The 15,472-nt window shown below is 60.4% G+C and carries 10 protein-coding genes and 2 tRNA genes; 6 read left to right on the plus strand and 6 right to left on the minus strand.

Annotated features, from left to right (window positions below; genetic code table 11):
• Window positions 1-37 precede the first annotated feature (37 nt).
• A complete protein-coding gene (locus tag LG31_RS0105170) occupies window positions 38-1,102 on the plus strand; it encodes a 3-deoxy-7-phosphoheptulonate synthase (protein WP_033113435.1) in 1,065 nt (354 codons plus the stop codon).
• Window positions 1,103-1,174: 72 nt separating this feature from the next.
• On the opposite strand, the gene LG31_RS0105175 is transcribed toward LG31_RS0105170, so the two are convergent.
• The 3 genes from LG31_RS0105175 to LG31_RS0105185 form a co-directional block, all read right to left on the minus strand.
• Window positions 1,175-2,173, minus strand: coding sequence for a LacI family DNA-binding transcriptional regulator (locus LG31_RS0105175; protein ID WP_033113436.1), 999 nt, complete (start codon window positions 2,171-2,173; stop codon window positions 1,175-1,177).
• Between the two features lie 176 nt (window positions 2,174-2,349).
• On the minus strand, window positions 2,350-4,251 hold the full coding sequence (locus LG31_RS0105180; protein WP_033113437.1) for a transglycosylase SLT domain-containing protein: 1,902 nt from the start codon (window positions 4,249-4,251) through the stop codon (window positions 2,350-2,352).
• A gap of 101 nt (window positions 4,252-4,352) precedes the next feature.
• Window positions 4,353-6,842, minus strand: a complete 2,490-nt coding sequence (locus tag LG31_RS0105185; RefSeq protein WP_033113438.1) for a putative bifunctional diguanylate cyclase/phosphodiesterase — start codon at window positions 6,840-6,842, stop codon at window positions 4,353-4,355.
• Window positions 6,843-7,213: 371 nt separating this feature from the next.
• Between LG31_RS0105185 and hpf the strand changes: the two genes are divergently transcribed.
• On the plus strand, window positions 7,214-7,552 hold the full coding sequence (gene hpf, locus LG31_RS0105195) for a ribosome hibernation-promoting factor, HPF/YfiA family (RefSeq protein ID WP_033113440.1): 339 nt from the start codon (window positions 7,214-7,216) through the stop codon (window positions 7,550-7,552).
• A gap of 92 nt (window positions 7,553-7,644) precedes the next feature.
• Here hpf and LG31_RS0105200 read toward each other — a convergent pair whose 3' ends face one another.
• Window positions 7,645-8,154, minus strand: coding sequence for a VC2046/SO_2500 family protein (locus LG31_RS0105200; protein WP_033113472.1), 510 nt, complete (start codon window positions 8,152-8,154; stop codon window positions 7,645-7,647).
• A gap of 124 nt (window positions 8,155-8,278) precedes the next feature.
• Between LG31_RS0105200 and LG31_RS0105205 the strand changes: the two genes are divergently transcribed.
• Window positions 8,279-8,363, plus strand: a tRNA-Tyr gene (locus LG31_RS0105205).
• Window positions 8,364-8,395: 32 nt separating this feature from the next.
• A tRNA-Tyr gene (locus LG31_RS0105210) sits at window positions 8,396-8,480 on the plus strand.
• A gap of 158 nt (window positions 8,481-8,638) precedes the next feature.
• On the opposite strand, the gene tamB is transcribed toward LG31_RS0105210, so the two are convergent.
• Window positions 8,639-12,490 (minus strand): autotransporter assembly complex protein TamB, encoded by a 3,852-nt coding sequence (gene tamB, locus LG31_RS0105215; protein WP_033113441.1) that lies wholly within the window; start codon window positions 12,488-12,490, stop codon window positions 8,639-8,641.
• Window positions 12,487-14,262, minus strand: coding sequence for an autotransporter assembly complex protein TamA (gene tamA / locus LG31_RS0105220; protein ID WP_033113442.1), 1,776 nt, complete (start codon window positions 14,260-14,262; stop codon window positions 12,487-12,489). The genes tamB and tamA overlap by 4 nt, the downstream gene beginning before the upstream one ends.
• A 496-nt stretch (window positions 14,263-14,758) precedes the next feature.
• Here tamA and LG31_RS0105225 point away from each other — a divergent pair, with 496 nt between their 5' ends.
• Together LG31_RS0105225 and LG31_RS0105230 are read left to right on the plus strand one after the other, a co-directional pair.
• Window positions 14,759-15,142, plus strand: a complete 384-nt coding sequence (locus LG31_RS0105225) for a hypothetical protein (protein WP_033113443.1) — start codon at window positions 14,759-14,761, stop codon at window positions 15,140-15,142.
• Window positions 15,143-15,187: 45 nt separating this feature from the next.
• On the plus strand, window positions 15,188-15,466 hold the full coding sequence (locus LG31_RS0105230) for a peptidylprolyl isomerase (RefSeq protein WP_005334269.1): 279 nt from the start codon (window positions 15,188-15,190) through the stop codon (window positions 15,464-15,466).
• Window positions 15,467-15,472 lie beyond the last annotated feature (6 nt).

Consider the following 15,472-nt stretch of genomic DNA (forward strand, 5'->3'; position numbering starts at 1 on the left):
ATGAGCATGCAGGTTTCCATTGCCATAAGGATCGCTCATGTTCACCTCACTTCTGAATGCTTCACCCCTTGCCACCCTGCCCACACCGGATGAGTTGCTGCAAGATCACCCCGTCCCTCCCCGACTCGTCCGTCAGATAGCGCGCAGCCGCCAGCTTGCCCGTCATATTTTGCAGGGAGAGGACGACCGCCTGCTGCTGGTGATCGGCCCCTGCTCCATTCACGATCCGGCCGCCGCCCGCGACTATGGTGGCCGGCTGGCCGAACTGCAGGGCCAATACGGGGATCAGCTGCAACTGGTGATGCGCACCTATTTCGAGAAGCCGCGCACAACGCTCGGCTGGAAGGGATTTATCTTCGACCCGGGTCTGGACGGCAGCGATCGGCTGGCGGAGGGATTGCGCCAGGCGCGCGAACTGCTGCTGGCACTCGGGCAAGAGGGGCTCGCCTGTGCCACCGAATTTCTCGATCTCACCAGCATGCTCTATCTGGGGGATCTCATCAGCTGGGGCGCCATCGGTGCCCGCACCACCGAATCCCAACTGCACCGCCAGCTGGCCTCGGCCCTCCCCTGCCCCATCGGTTTTAAAAACGGCACCGATGGCAACGTCCGGATCGCGGTCGAGGCCATCCTTGCCAGCCGGGCCGCGCACCTCTATCCGCAGCCTTCCGGTGACGGGCGGCTGGCACTGGTGCGCAGTCATGGCAACCCCGATGGTCACCTGATCCTGCGCGGTGGCCGCCTGCCCAACTATCAGAGCAATCATGTGGCAGAGGCTGGCGAGCTGCTGCGCCAGCATCACCTATCACCTCGGCTGATGATCGATTGCAGCCACGGCAACAGCCAGAAACAGCACGCCCGCCAACTGCCCGTTGCACGGGATCTGGCTGCCCAGCTGGGCAGCGGCTGCCACACCATCGCCGCCGTCATGGTGGAGAGTTTTCTCAAGGAGGGACGCCAGGATATAGGCAACCAGCCGCTGCGCTACGGCCAGTCGGTCACCGATGGTTGCATCGGTTGGGAGCAGACGCGGATAGTGCTCGATACCCTTGCCGAAGGGGTGGAAGCGCGCCGCCAGCAGCGGATTGCCCTGGCGGGGTAAAACCGGAACGCATGTGGCGGATAAAGATATGGCCCCGATGGGGCCATATTGCTCAGGACTTCTCGCCGCAGATCAGGCGACCGATTCACGCTCCACCAGCTGGGCTTCGAATTTGAGCGGCAACCCGTCTACCGGCTTGTGATCGAGCAGGCGCAAGGCCAGCTCGGCGGCACGGCTGCCCATCTCCTCAATGGGGTAGCGCACCGTGGTGAGCTTGGGATAGATGTAGCGGGCATAGGGGATATCGTCGAAGCCCACCACCGACACCTGTTGCGGGATCTTGTAACCTCGCTCCAGCAGGCAGGAGATAGCCCCGGCCACCATGCCATCGTTGAAACCGAGCACGGCAGTGAACTCGACACCGCGCGCCAGCAGTTCGCTCATCGCCACATAACCACCGTTCTCGTCGGCAAAGCCGCGGCTGATCAGGGCCGGATCAAGGGAGATACCAGCCCGCCCCAGCGTCTGGGTATAGCCCGCCATCCGTTGCTGACCATCGACGAACTCCTCGTCGTCGGAGGTAATAAAGGCAATCTTGCGATGACCGGCATCGAGCAGATGCTGGCAAGCCGTGGTGATCCCGGCCTTGTTGTCGAGCCAGACGCAGCGATCCTCAAAGCCCGGCACCTGACGGTTGATAAAGACGATGGGAGTGGTACCCGCCGCCAGCTCGTTCAGCTCCTCGTCGGGCAGCGCCTTGCTGTGCAGGATCAGGGCATCGCACTGACGCTGCAGCAGGGCCTGAATGGCATGGCGTTCGCGGGTAATGTCATGGTTGCCCGACATCACAATGGTGAACTTGTTGGCCCGATCGACCATGGTTTCAATGCCCCGCATCATCTGGGCGAAGAAGGGGCCACCGCAGAGGTCGCCGACCAGCACGCCGATGCAGTTGGAACGCTTGCTGACCAGAGCCTGGGCAAAACTGTTGGGCCGAAAATTCAGTTCCTTCATGGCCGCCAATACTGCCTCGCGCTTTTCCGGGGCGACCTGCGCCGTGTTGTTGATCACGCGCGATACGGTGGAAATAGACACATTTGCCAGCTGAGAAACGTCTTTTATCGTTGCCACTATCCATTCCTTTATTGTGAGGGGAACCTGCTGGTGCCGACGGCCGAGTATATCCCGCTCCCTGGAACATTTCCCGGAGCCCGATCACCACTCATGTTTCCTTTTGTAACAGAGCGTTGCTGATGATACCCGCTGCCTGCGGGATTTGAAAACGGGGCCGACTGGCGGCCCCGTGCTCAATAGGCGTGGTTGAGCTCCCGATCCGACATGAAGCGCAGCGGCTGCTGCAGCTTGTGCTGATAGATAAGGTCAAACGACAACACGTTCTGCACGTAGTTGCGCGTCTCCTTGTAGGGGATGCTCTCGACCCAGACATCCATCGGCTTGTTTTCACTCTGATCGCGCCAGCGCTTCACCCGACCGGGCCCGGCGTTGTAGGCCGCTGCCGCCAGGATCCGGTTGCCATCGTAGAGATCGAGCAAGCGCTTGAGGTAGGCACTGCCCAGCCGGACATTCATCGCCGGATCAAACAGCTGCTGTTCGCTGCGATAGGGCACACCGAGCTTGCCGGCAGTCTCTTTGGCGGTCGAGGGCATCAGCTGCATCAGGCCGCGCGCCCCCACCGGTGACTGGGCCATCGGATAAAGAGCACTCTCCTGACGGGAGATGGCGTAGAGCAGGCTCATGTTGACCGCCCGCTCCCGCGCCACCTGACTGAACGTCTGCCTGTAAGGTTTGGGGAAGCGCAGCTCCAGTGCATCCCACGCCTCGGCGCGGATGCTGGAGAGGATAGCCAGCTCATGCCACCCCTGATTGAGGGCGATATGACCAAACTCGATGCGTTGAGCCACCGGGTTGCGATCCATGTTGTGGATCCACTCGGCCCGTGCTGCAGTGATTTCGTTCATCGACAGCAGCTCGCGCACCCGCAGCAGGAAGGGCCAACGCTGGCTGGCGGTGCGCCAGTCCGGGACATGCTTCACCCCCTGATTGACCATACGGTAGGGCACGCCGGTACGCTGGGCCGCCATGAACCCGTAGAAACCGCGCAGGTTGGCGGTCTCCAGATAGAGCTCCTGAGCCGGTTTCTTTTGCCCCTGCACTTCAAGGGAGCGCGCCATCCAGTAGCGCCAGCGATCCTCTTTCTGACGCGCCATCGGCATCTTTTTCACCCAACCGGATAGGCCGCGCCAATCCTGCTCCCAAATCGCGAGACGGGCCCGCAGCTCGGTGATATCGGGATCAGCCAGCCGCACTACCGTATTGTCGAGCCAGCTACGCTGGGCCAGTGAGCGATCCAGCAGCAAGCGCCGGGCAATGGCACGCTCAACCGGCTTGACCTCGGCCTGGGTCAGGCCAAAGCGGCTGCGAAAGAGCGCCAGCTGGCGCAGTACCGCCTCGGGTTCCTGATTGGCATAACGGGCCAAACCGAGTGAGAGCAGCTTCCTTGAGTAGGGATTGCTGCTGAAATAAGCTGGATTCATCGCCTTGGCAGGCTGTTCAAACAGGGTCACCATCTGATCGCCATAGCTTTGCAGGCTACCCGACAGGTTGGCCCCCAGATGGCGGATCAGGTTGGGGTTCTCCGCCTCGAACGCCAGGGTCATCCGCTGCCAGATCTTCTCCTGAGTACGCTGACCGGATGCCTGCCACAGCTTGAAGAGCGGCGAGCAGGCATCGGGGCGGGATTGACCGCTCATCCAGAGTTTGCCAGCCCCCTGCAGCGCTTCACCCTGTTTGCCGGTGTTGTAGAGCGCCTGATAATGCATGCAGAGCAGATCGGTGGAGCTCGGCTTGGCCGGATAGAAGCGCAGGAATTGCGACCACTGCTCGCTCTGGGCCAGATAGGTGAGGTAACTGCGTTCCAGCCGGTTCGACTGGGGAGTGTCGCCATGCTCGCGGATAAAGCGGGTCACATCGTTGTAGTCGGCCGCCCCGGGCCGAAAGGCGAGCTGGTAATAATCGAGGTAGGGCAATAGGGGATAATGAGCCAAACGGGCTCGAATTTGCTGGAAACGGGCCTGATCATCGGCCTTTACCGCATCGTAGGCCTGACGGTACAGCGACTGCTCCGCTGTTTGTGCCATCAGACCCGGCGCAAACAGCGCCGACAAAACAATTCCCCATACAGCTTTCACTGAACATCTCCATTGCGAGGCAAGAACACCGCCCGCGGGCGGTGGGTCTACTGCCTCCCATTCTACCCGTTGCCAGCCAAGGCGACAGCGGGGAGAGGAGACTATTTTTCTACGCCGCTCAGCTGAATTTCACGCGGGTACTCCTGCCTGGCGAGGCGCTGCACATATTTCTCCAGATAGGGCACCGGCAACGGCTTGGAGGCGAGGTAGCCCTGATAGAAGCTGCACCCCTGCGCCTTGAGAAACTCCAGCTGCTGGCGTGACTCCACCCCTTCGGCAGTGACGTTGAACCCCATGTGGCGTGCCATGGCGATCACCGCCTCGACAATGGCCATGTTGTCGCCATCCTTCGGGATGTCCTGGATGAAGGAGCGATCGATCTTGAGCTCGTCGGCAGGCAGCCGCTTGAGATAGCTCAGGGAGGAGTAGCCGGCGCCGAAATCGTCGATGGCAAAGCTGATGCCAAGGGATTTGAGATCCGTCATCTTGCTGATGGTGTCCTCGGCATGGCCCAGCACCACGGATTCGGTGATCTCCAGATTGAGGCAGGCCGGATCCATGCCGGTTTGCGCCAGCACATCGTGGATCCGCTCGACAAAGTCGGTGGCATGGAACTGCTTGGCACTGACGTTGACCGAGATCTGCGGGATATGGATACCATTCTCCTCCCACAGCACATACTGGGCACAGGCTTCATGGAGCACCCAGTTGCCGATATCGACAATAAGGTCGCTCTCCTCGGCGATGGGGATAAACTCGGCTGGCGAAACCAGTGCACGCCCCGCCGGCTGCCAGCGGATCAGCGCCTCGACACCTATGATATCGCCGCCATCCACCAGATGCTGTGGCTGATAGTAGAGCGTCAGCTCCTGCTGGTTGAGGGCGTTGCGCAGCTCGTTGTGGATGTGCAGGCGACGATCCGCCTGCTGCTGCATGGAGGCGTCAAAGAAACGGCGAGTCTTGCGGCCGGCCGACTTGGCCTGATACATGGCGGTATCCGCCTGCTTGAGCAGGTCATCCACCCCCTGCTCCCGATCCGGAAACAGGGTGATGCCGACGCTGGCACCAATGTGCAGCACCTGCCCCGCATAGGTGTAGGGCGCAGCAATCTCGGTGATGAGCCGCTCGGCAATGATATCAGCCTGCATCTCCGCCTGGGGCGGACTGGCCGACAACGACGGCAGCAGCAGGACGAACTCATCCCCACCGAGGCGAGCCAGACAATCGCCCTGACGCACCAGCCGTTTGAGCCGGGTTGCCACCTCTTTGAGCAGCCAGTCGCCGGTGGCGTGGCCAAGGGAGTCGTTGATGGTCTTGAAGTGATCTAGGTCGATAAAGAGCAACGCGCCGATCAGGCAGCTGTGGGTCGCCTCATTGAAGGTCTGAACCAGGGTTTCATGAAGCTGGCGGCGGTTGGGCAGACCAGTCAGCTCGTCGTAATAGGCGAGATCCTGGATCCGCCGTTCGGCGGCCTTGCGCTCGGAGATATCCTCGAAGCAGATGACGAAGTGGCTTATGCCCCCCTTCTCATCCTGTACCGGCGTCACGATTTCCCATTGGGGATAGGTATGACCATCGGCGTGCAGACGCTGGGTCTCACCCTGCCAGCGGCTCAGGGGATTGAGCTCGTAACCAAGCCCCCCCAGATTGGGCCAGAGATCCTGTTCCAGCTGCAGGCCGAGCACTGCCTGGCTATCAAATCCGGTGATCTGGCTAAAGGCGTTGTTGACCCGCAGGATCTTGAAGCCCGGGTCGGTGATGATGATCCCCTCATGGGTTTCGAAAGCTACCGCAGAGAGGCGCATCTGGGCATCTGATTGCAGCCGTTCCAGCTCGGCAACCATCCGCACCGTAAAGGTGTTGAGCACCGAGTTGAGGTTCGCCATATCTGCCGGTGCCGAGCTGAGCAGCGCCAGATGGCCCAGCAGTTGCCCCCGGCCATCAAACAGCGGCTGACCGTAATAGGTCTGACCGGCTGCCAGCCACGGCTGGTACTCCTCCTGCTCGGAGATCACCTCCAGGCAGACCGCACCCTGCCGATAGAGCTGCTGGCAGGGCGTTCCCACCAGCGGGTAATCCTTGAGCGCCAGCCCGTCGGCGGCCAGCACCCGCACCCGATCCGCCGAGCTCAGCTCACCGACCCAGACCGCATCGACCTGCAGAATGTGGGAGAGCTGTTTGACCAGGGTGTTGAAGAAGTCGAGCCCGGTGCGGGCAGAGAGCGCCTGCGCCAGCTGGGTGAGCAGACTGGTCTGCAGCAAAGGCAGAGAGAGCTTGAGAGACGTTGCGGCAAGCGGGAGCAGCCAACCACAGCAGACCTCCTGGTTGGGCACAAACTGGCCACTCCAGAGCACATGGTTGAGGGCTCCCTCTTTATCTCTGAGGTGACCGATAAACTGTTCCGGCAGGTGTGATTCATGAAGGCGGATGAGGAAGTCGGCAAAACCCGCTTCATCTTCCGGCAGCAGCTGGTCGGCCCATGGATGGACACCCTTTCCTTGCCACTGCTGGCAGGTACCCTGATCAGAGAGACTCCACTGATCATGCTGCCGATCAAAAAACCACATGACCTGCGTGGCTTGATGCTTCATTTATGACTCCAACACAACAACCGACCACGTTTGATGTCCAGCAACAGGCAGCAGCAACTGCCCCCGGATCCGCTCATGAGGTCGAAGACAGGAGGGGCAAAGTGCAAACATGCGATATCAAGCAGTGGGAACCGGATATGAGGTCGACACAGGGTGCTGCCAAGAGGGGACAGAAACGATCCTATTCCCGTCATACTGCCTGCCAGTTTCAAGGAGCTCAAGCGATTTTTGGCACGAAACCGGAAAAGATCACAATTTATAAGTTGCTGAATAATGATGGCTGCGTTTTGTGACTTATGTCACATTTTAAGTACCACCAATCAGTAATCTGAAGGTGAAGACACAAGCAAGACGACCCGAAGGGGGCCTATATGAAAATCGAAATTACCAGCAAAATCATCGACATCACCCCGGCTATTCGCGAGCGTATCGAATCCCGTTTTGAAAAGCTCGAACGTCTTCAGGTGCCTCTCATCACACCCCATGTGATTGTCTCCAAAGAGCGTCTGATGTTCATTGTCGAAGCCAGTGCTGGCATCCCCAACGGCAAACTGTTTGCCCAGGCAGAGCATGAGGATCTCTACGCCGCCATCAACGAATTGGGACAAAAACTGGAGCGTCAACTCAATCGCCATACCGAAAAACCCATTGCCCGTCGCGCCAATGCCGCGTTGAAGGAGCAGGTTGAAACGGACGAAGCTGACGCATAAGGCATCGAGGATCACAAAGAGCATAAAGGCGGGTTATCCCGCCTTTTTGTTTGCCTGATATTCAGCAGGCAGAGCAAGAGACACTCCAGTCCCTAACTGAGCCAGTGAAGGCGGGTATCGACCCCCTGCTGCAACCGGTCAAGCACCGGCAACAGCACCAGCGGATCCTCCTCACGCGGCACACTGGCTACCTTGTGTTGCAGCTTCTCGCGCCCCAGCAGCGTCAGATTGTCAAACACCGCCTCATCGATCAGCGGCTGTCTGGCTACCAGTGGCGGCGTTTGCAGTGCCAGCCAGAGCCGCACATCCACCATGCTTCCCCCCTGCTGCAACCGCTCATTGATGGCACTGCAGTCACTCCCCGCTCCCTCGGCCATCAGCACCTGAGCCTCTCGCAGCTCGAAGTGCGCTCGCCAGTCCCGCTGGTCAGGGCTTGCCGCCGGCTTGGCATCGAACCAGGGCTGCTCTTCCACCGCATCGGTCAGTAGCGCCAGCTGCAATCGAAAATCAGCCCGATCGCCATGCTGAAGATCCTTGTTGAGGCGCTGCCCCAACTGGCCTTCATCGACGAGCAGCTGATTACGGATTGAACTGGGTAGCATGGGATAACTCTTGAAAATGGTGATTTCATCTCTTATCGGCCACATATCCAATTCTTTTAATGGAAAAATCCGCTTCAGGGGTTCACAAAAGCGGAAGATCTGTTAGTATGCGCCTCGCACTTGGGGAGGGGTTCCCGAGCGGCCAAAGGGATCAGACTGTAAATCTGACGGCTCTGCCTTCGAAGGTTCGAATCCTTCTCCCTCCACCATTCAAGTGCAAAAATATGAAGCAATACCCCGTGGAGGGGTTCCCGAGCGGCCAAAGGGATCAGACTGTAAATCTGACGGCTCTGCCTTCGAAGGTTCGAATCCTTCTCCCTCCACCATCATTCAGAAAACCCGGCCTTGCGCCGGGCTTTCGCTTTTCTGGCCCGTCCAATCCGTTATCCCTCTGCACTCCCAACCTTTAGCGCCATTTGTCTGTTGGCGAGCGCGAAATAAAAACGGGAGGCCAGAGCCTCCCGTTGTTCAGTTCTCACCGCCATCAGAGCGTGAAGCGATAGAAGATATCCACTGCCTGTGCCACCCCGCTCATCGCCTGCAGATAGAGGCGCGGCAGCAGTTCGTAGCGCAGCTTGAACTCGGCGATGGGGCTGAACACCCCGACCCCGTACTGGAACTGCAAGCCCGGCAGCAGATAGGCCGACAGGGTCACCTGGGTGTTGTCACCACTGCCTGCCGTATCGAGGGAAACATCGCTCATCCCGAGCGACTCGCCGATGCTCGACACCACGCCGTTGGCCTGACTCACAGCACCGGCCACCAGCAGGCCGTTGAAACCGCCATCCTCACCGCCGGTCTGCAACCCTTTGCCGCGCAGCAGATAGGAGAGCTGTTCCGACTGCGCCATCTGCGGCTCGGAGTAGACATTGATCGCCGGCTTGCTGGCCGGGCCGGTCACTCGCACCCCCACCGTCACCTGCCCCTCGATGGTATCGGGGTCACGGTACGCCTCGATATTGAGGAAGGGGCGATCAAGTGGACCGGAGAAGAGGATCCGCCCCTCCTTGATGATCAGGTTCTGGCCATATGCCTTGAAGCGACCATTGGTGAGCACCAGCTGACCATTGCCTGCCAGCGGCTTGCCCGGATCCTGACGAATATTGATGCCGCCCGACACATCGGTCTTGAGCCCCATCGCCTCCAGCTTCACATCATTGCCAAGGCGGATCGCCACCTTCATCGCCAGCGGCAGGCTGGTCTGCTTGGGTGGTGGGGGCAGATCATCATAAACCACGGTGACATCGTCAGAGACGGCGACCGCCGAGTCAGGCAGACTCTTGACCAGAATGCGTGCCCAGGGGATATCCACCTGACCGGTCACCCGGGTTTCGTCACCCAGCGAGACGGCGATATCGGGGGATACCTTCACCCGCCCCATCCCCGGATACTGCGCCTCCAGCTCCTTGCCCTGAATGGTGAGGCTGCCGGTCACCGGCATCTTGGCCCAGCTGAGCCAGCCCCCCAGTGCCAGCGGCCCCTTGCCAACCAGCATGGAACCATCCAGCTCGGCCCGGTTGCCTTCGATCTTGAGGCGTGTCACCAGCTTGGTCAGGGTCACCATGTCGGAGTGGGTCTGCACCTCGCCATCGCTCAGATTGAGCTGGCCAAACAGCAGCGGCGCCGCCAAAGTGCCATCAAAACGGGCATTGGCCGAGATGACCCCGTGCAGGGAGCGCACCTCCGGAATGAGCGGGGCAAAAGTGTCGAGCTTGAGATCATCAAACTTGAGCTGGCCGCCGAGCAGACCGCGACCGGCGGGCTCCCTGATCAGCAGCTCGGTATCGATATTGCCGATCTGTTTGGAGGCAAAGTCGAGACGAATAGCCGCCTGCTGCCGCTCGAAATCAAGGCCCAGCGCCAGCTGCTGATAATCGGTCTTGAGATCATCGGTGACAAAGGTACCCGGCGTGGTGCGCACCACCGCATGGAGGGTCGGCTGATTGCCGCGCCAGCTGGCACGGCCGTCGGCAGAGAGCACCGCCTGCCAGCTAAAGTTGTCCGGCAACCAGGGACGCAACCGCTTGAGGTCAAACCCGGCCAGTGCAAACTCCAGCGAGCCTTGCGCTGCCGAGACCTGGCTCCGTTTCACGCAGAGGCTGGCCCCTTGCGAGCCAAGGCAGAGATCCCCCATTGCCACGCGCTGGCGCGGCAGATCCACATCCAGATCCCAGGGCGAGGTAAGATCCCAGCGGCGCAGCGGGGTCTTCAGCTTGAGCTCGGAGAGAGCGCCACGCCAATGATCCCCACGCATTCCGCCCGCCAGTTTGAGGTTGGCCGCAACCGGGTCACCCTTCATGGTCAGGGTCAGCTGATGCTGGTTAAAATCACCGTTCAGATTGAGCAGCAGCTGGCTCAGCTTGGTGGCCCCCTGAGTCAACTCGGCAACCGAGAGTGACAGCTCGCCAGCTGGCCTGGCCCCCAGCGCGCCGTTGCCCTTGAGGGTAATGCCACCGAGATTGGTTCCCGCGTAGTAGAGACGGCCAGCGGTCAAGTCGGCAGCCACTCTGGGGGTCTGCTGGTTGCCGCTCACTTTCACCTGCCCCTTGATATCCCCCTTCAGACCGGGATAAATGCCGCCGAGCTGGGGCGCATCCAGTGCCGCATCCAGCTGCCAGCGAGCAGGGGCTATGCTCCCCTTGGCCTGCAGCTGGTTGGGACCGCTTTGCAGCGAGAGGGTCGGGATCTGCCACTCCATCTTGTCGTTACCGCGCAGCTCACCCTTGAGGGCCAGCGGATACTGGTTGAGCTTGCCATCGATCTTGAGCTTGGGCAGGTTGAGTTCCCAGTGGCCCGCCTCGTTCATCGCAAACCGGCTCTCCAGCTCACCGGCCAGCGTCCCTTTCAACTCAGGCACCAGCTCGGCCGGATTGATCCCCTTGAACAGGGTCGTCCCCTGCCACTCGATCCCCTTGTGCCAGGCGAGCTTGCCATCGAGTTTGAGCTCCCCCTTGAGGGCGTTGAGCTGCAAAGCGATCTTGCTGAGCCGCTCCAGATCACCCTTCCCTTCCAGCACAACCTTGAAGGGAGGGACATCGGTGCCCTTGCCAGCGGTATTGAAGGCAAACTGGTAGCCGGAGAGCTTGCCCTTGGCGGTCAGGCTCCCTTTATCCAGCCGATAGTTCGGCTCATCTTTGGCAGGTTTGTGCAACGGCCAGCCGAGGCTCTTCCAGTCGAGAGCCAGATCGAAGGGCAGATCCGGATCGAGCGCGGCCAGAGATCCCTTGAGGTTGGCGGCCACCGGCCCCTTGGCTGCCAGCGTCAGTGCCAGTTTGCCAACCGAGCCGCCCAGGGTCAGGGTCGCCTGCTCACCTTGCAGCTCGCCATCGAGCAACCCCTTGCGGGCCTTGGCATCCAGGGTCACCGCCAGCGGATAGTCATCCCCCAGCCGGATATTGCCCTTGAGCGCCAGATCCGCCATGGCATGGCGCAGCGACAACTCGCGCACCTCGATACGATCGCCGACGGCACTGGCAGAGAGCTGCAACTTGTCGATCCCCTCGACCAGCTCACCCTGCTTGTATTGCACCCGGGTAACATTCACCCCTTCAAGCTGAATGGGGAATGGCAGATGGATGGCGGGCAGGATAATGGGGGCTGCCTTTGCAGTTTTTGCAACTGTCGCTCCCTTACCCTGTTTGGCAGTCTCGATGCTGGCCTTGTCGGTGCGAGCAACCGCAGCCCCGGCTTGCTGCTCGTTAGCACTCTTATCTTTAGCGCTCTTGGCGTTAACGGGCTTGGCGTTCGCCGTGGCTGGCTGTTTGGCGGAGCTGGCCCCTGCGTTGGCGGGCGCCGAGTCATCCAGTGTCACCTTCAGGTCATCGAGCACGGGCCCGCGCACGATCAGCCCCTTGCGATTGAGGGTGGCGCCGATATCGAGGGATCCCAGCGTCACGGCAACACCGGGTACCGCCAGATCGAGGTCAGCCACCTTGAGGCTGTCGATCTGAATTTTGAGGGGGAGCGGATGCCAGACAAAAGGCTCCGACGGCTCTTCCGGGGCAGGCTCCGAGTCGGCCACCTTCACCACCGGATGGGTCACCTCAAGAGATTTGATCCAGAGTTTGCCCTGCAGCAGTTTGCCAAGATCCCAGTCGAGCACGGCGCGATCGACGGTGACATCCACCAGCTCATCCTGCCAACCCGCCCCTTCCAGAGTCCAACCATAGCCAAGCTGGCCCGCCACCAACTCCCCCTTGAGGGAGGGCTGCGCCGCCCTGGCCTGTTGCCACAACCACTTGTTGCCCTGATGGGTGAATCCCAGCAGGCTGACGCCGATGAGCAGCAGGAAAATCAGCCCCATCAGCCAGAGAAAAATGCGTTTTACCCAGATCATAATTCAGGCCCCAGAGCGAAATGCAGCCGCAAGGGCTTGTCCTCTTCCGATACCCCGACCGCCAGATCCAGCCTGACCTGACCGATGGGGGTCACCCAGCGCACACCGACACCGGTACCAATCTTCCACGGCTCGCTGTAGTCATTGGTGGCGGTACCGCCATCCACAAACAGGGCTCCCAGCCACTTGTCGCTGAAACGATAGTTGTACTCCATGCTGGCGACGCTGGTGTAGCGGCCACCGGTCAGCTTGCCGTCCGAGCCGGTCGGCGAGATAGTCTCGTAGCCAAAGCCGCGCACCGTCTGATCACCACCAGTAAAGAAACGCAGAGAAGGCGGCACCAGCGAGAAGCTGTCGCCAATGATGGCCCCCTGCTCGGCACGCATCAGGAATCTGTGGTTATCCCCCAGAGTACGCAGCCACTTGCTGCGCCCCCACACCCGCATAAAGCTGATGTCGGAGCCCCAGGAGGGGTCTGAGAACTCCAGCGTCAGCTGCTGACGATCGCCCCAGTCGGGCACCAGACCACCGCGCACCCGCAGCCGCGACCAGGAGACACCGGGGATCAGCAGCAAGCTGTTCCCCTCGTCGGCACCCTGGGTATAGATTTCGTTTTCCAGCCGGATAAAGACATCCCGGTCCCAGCTCTCCGGCCGCCGCGTCCAGCGGTGCACACCGACGGTCGTCAGGTCGGAACGGGTATCGTTGTTGTCCTTGTACTGGTAACCGGTCTGGATCGAGTAGTAGTCCCGCAGCGGGTTGCCCACCGGGATCTGGTAGTCGAAGCTGAGCTCGGCCTCCGGTTGGGAGACCTTGGCGGTGGCAAAGAGGCGGTGGCCATAGCGGTTAACCCAGGGCTTCTCCCAGGTGGCACTCATCCGCGGCCCCACGTCGGTGGCATAGCCGATACCGGTCTCAATCTCGTGATCGACCCGGTTGTCGAGGGTCACCGAGATGGGCACCCGGTAGTTGCTCGCCTCGCTCAATACCGGCTTGATATCGACCTGACGGAACAGCTTGGTGGAGGAGACATCCTGCGACATCTCGGCCAGACGGATGGCGAGATAGGGGTCGCCGCTCTTGATGTTGATAAGCGGCCGAATCAGGTGGAGCGCTTCGGGGGTGGCGTCGTAGCGGATCTCGCCAAAGTGGTAGCGGTGACCCGACTGGAAGAGGATGTAGATCTCCGCCGTCCCCTTGTCCGGGAACACCTTGACCTGGCTCTTGCCCAACTTGGCATCGAAGTAGCCGCGGGCCAGCCCGAGGCTGCCCAGATCCGCCTTGATCGACTCATATTTGGCATGGTTGAGGGGATCACCCTCTTTGAGCGGCAACTGATCGAGCAGGGCGCTGTAGACCTCGTCGCTGCCGGCATCCCCCTCCAGCAGAATATCGAGGCGCGAGACGATGACCGGCTCCCCCTTGTCCACCTCGATCAGGACGTTGGACGGGGTCTTCTTGTCGCGGCTCAGGGTGATCTTGGGCTGGTAGTAACCATACACCTGCAGCGCCTTTTGCACGCTCTCGGTGATCTTGGCGCGAGCCGGACGGTATTGCCGCTCCTGATAGACGGGCAAGGCGTTGAGGTAGGCTTCAACGTTATCCTTGTTCTCCCCTTTCAACCCCTTGACCTGATAGGTGAGCTTGGCAGCCAGTGCGGGGGTGGCCATCAGCGACAGCATAAGGCCCAACCCGAGCACCAGGAGGCTACGTCGAAGGGCTGAGCCAAAGAGCGAACTCCCTGTCAGCAGGGACGGATTGCATCCTGTCAAAGGTCAATATTCCTGAAAATTGGTTAAGATGGCGGAGCGGCTCACGGCACATCGGAGGCAGAGAAACGGAGCACCCCAGCAAATTGCGAGCCCTATCCTAACATAGGCACCGGCTGGCAACAGTGCGGCATCCGTGGCAAATTCACCATATCTTTGAAGACGTTGGCTACAAATCATCCGCTCGGGTACGTGCTGCCGAGCTCAAAACGCCGACCCTAGCCCTCATCTCACCCCAACGCCGCGCTCACCAGTACCACATACCCGCTACGTCCGGATTCCCGCCAGCAACGGCACGCAAAACAACATGCGACAGAATTTGTCGGCAGCCTGGTCCCACGACGCGCTTTCGCAGCAGAATCTCGTCGAATGCGAGAGCCTCACAACACGCAACCAATTGCGGTTAAGAAATGCTCGTTCAGGGCAATCGAATTATCCCGCTCCCCTTGCCGCCCCCCCTGCCCCACACTTGAAGTCAGCAATTTAAAGGAGACACATCATGCATGCACGTAGCGAACAGATGGCTGACTATATTGCCGATCGTCTCGAGTTCATCACCTTTCTCGCCTGTTGCAGCGCCCTGCTGGCCCTGCTGACCGGCATGAGTGGCCAGCAGGCGCTGGCCTTTACCGCACTCAACCTGCCGTTTGGCCTCGGGATCTTGCTGGCCATGGCTCTGCTGGCGCCGCTACCCGCCTACTGGCGCCTGCCGGGGATCACCTTGCTGCTGGCAGCCGGCGCCCTGATGACCATGCAACTGGGCGGCGAGTGGCTCAATCCGCTGGCCATCTGGAGCCTCTACGCCCTGCTCGGGCTGGAGATAATCTGGCAAGCACGCCCCAAAGCTGCGCTGGCGGCTGACGGACGCGGCCAATTGAGGTAATCTTGCGCCCCCGATTTGCCAACCCCAATACCCGAGGAGCGCCCGATGAAAAAAGCCTGTGCCCAGCACATTCTGGTCAAGACCGAAAAACAGTGTCTGGAGATCAAGGAGAAGATCGAAAAGGGCGCTGACTTCGGCCAGATGGCCAAGCGTTTTTCCACCTGTGCCTCTGCCAAACGCAGTGGCGATCTGGGGGAGTTCAACAAAGGGGATATGGTCAAACCCTTTGACGATGCAGTCTTCAAGGGTGAGCTGCTCAAGGTACTGGGGCCGGTGCGCACCAAGTTCGGCTTCCATCTTATCAAGGTGCTCTATCGCAACTGATCCATA

This window comes from Aeromonas lacus (assembly GCF_000764665.1).
Taxonomy (GTDB): domain Bacteria; phylum Pseudomonadota; class Gammaproteobacteria; order Enterobacterales; family Aeromonadaceae; genus Aeromonas; species Aeromonas lacus.

What these genes read in the sequence shown, in the direction of transcription:
- LG31_RS0105170 (WP_033113435.1), top strand. Translation starts at nt 38, where the DNA reads ATGTTCACCTCACTTCTGAATGCTTCACCCCTTGCCACCCTGCCCACA.
- LG31_RS0105185 (WP_033113438.1), bottom strand. Translation starts at nt 6,842, where the DNA reads ATGAAGCATCAAGCCACGCAGGTCATGTGGTTTTTTGATCGGCAGCAT.
- hpf (WP_033113440.1), top strand. Translation starts at nt 7,214, where the DNA reads ATGAAAATCGAAATTACCAGCAAAATCATCGACATCACCCCGGCTATT.
- LG31_RS0105200 (WP_033113472.1), bottom strand. Translation starts at nt 8,154, where the DNA reads ATGCTACCCAGTTCAATCCGTAATCAGCTGCTCGTCGATGAAGGCCAG.
- tamB (WP_033113441.1), bottom strand. Translation starts at nt 12,490, where the DNA reads ATGATCTGGGTAAAACGCATTTTTCTCTGGCTGATGGGGCTGATTTTC.
- LG31_RS0105225 (WP_033113443.1), top strand. Translation starts at nt 14,759, where the DNA reads ATGCATGCACGTAGCGAACAGATGGCTGACTATATTGCCGATCGTCTC.
- LG31_RS0105230 (WP_005334269.1), top strand. Translation starts at nt 15,188, where the DNA reads ATGAAAAAAGCCTGTGCCCAGCACATTCTGGTCAAGACCGAAAAACAG.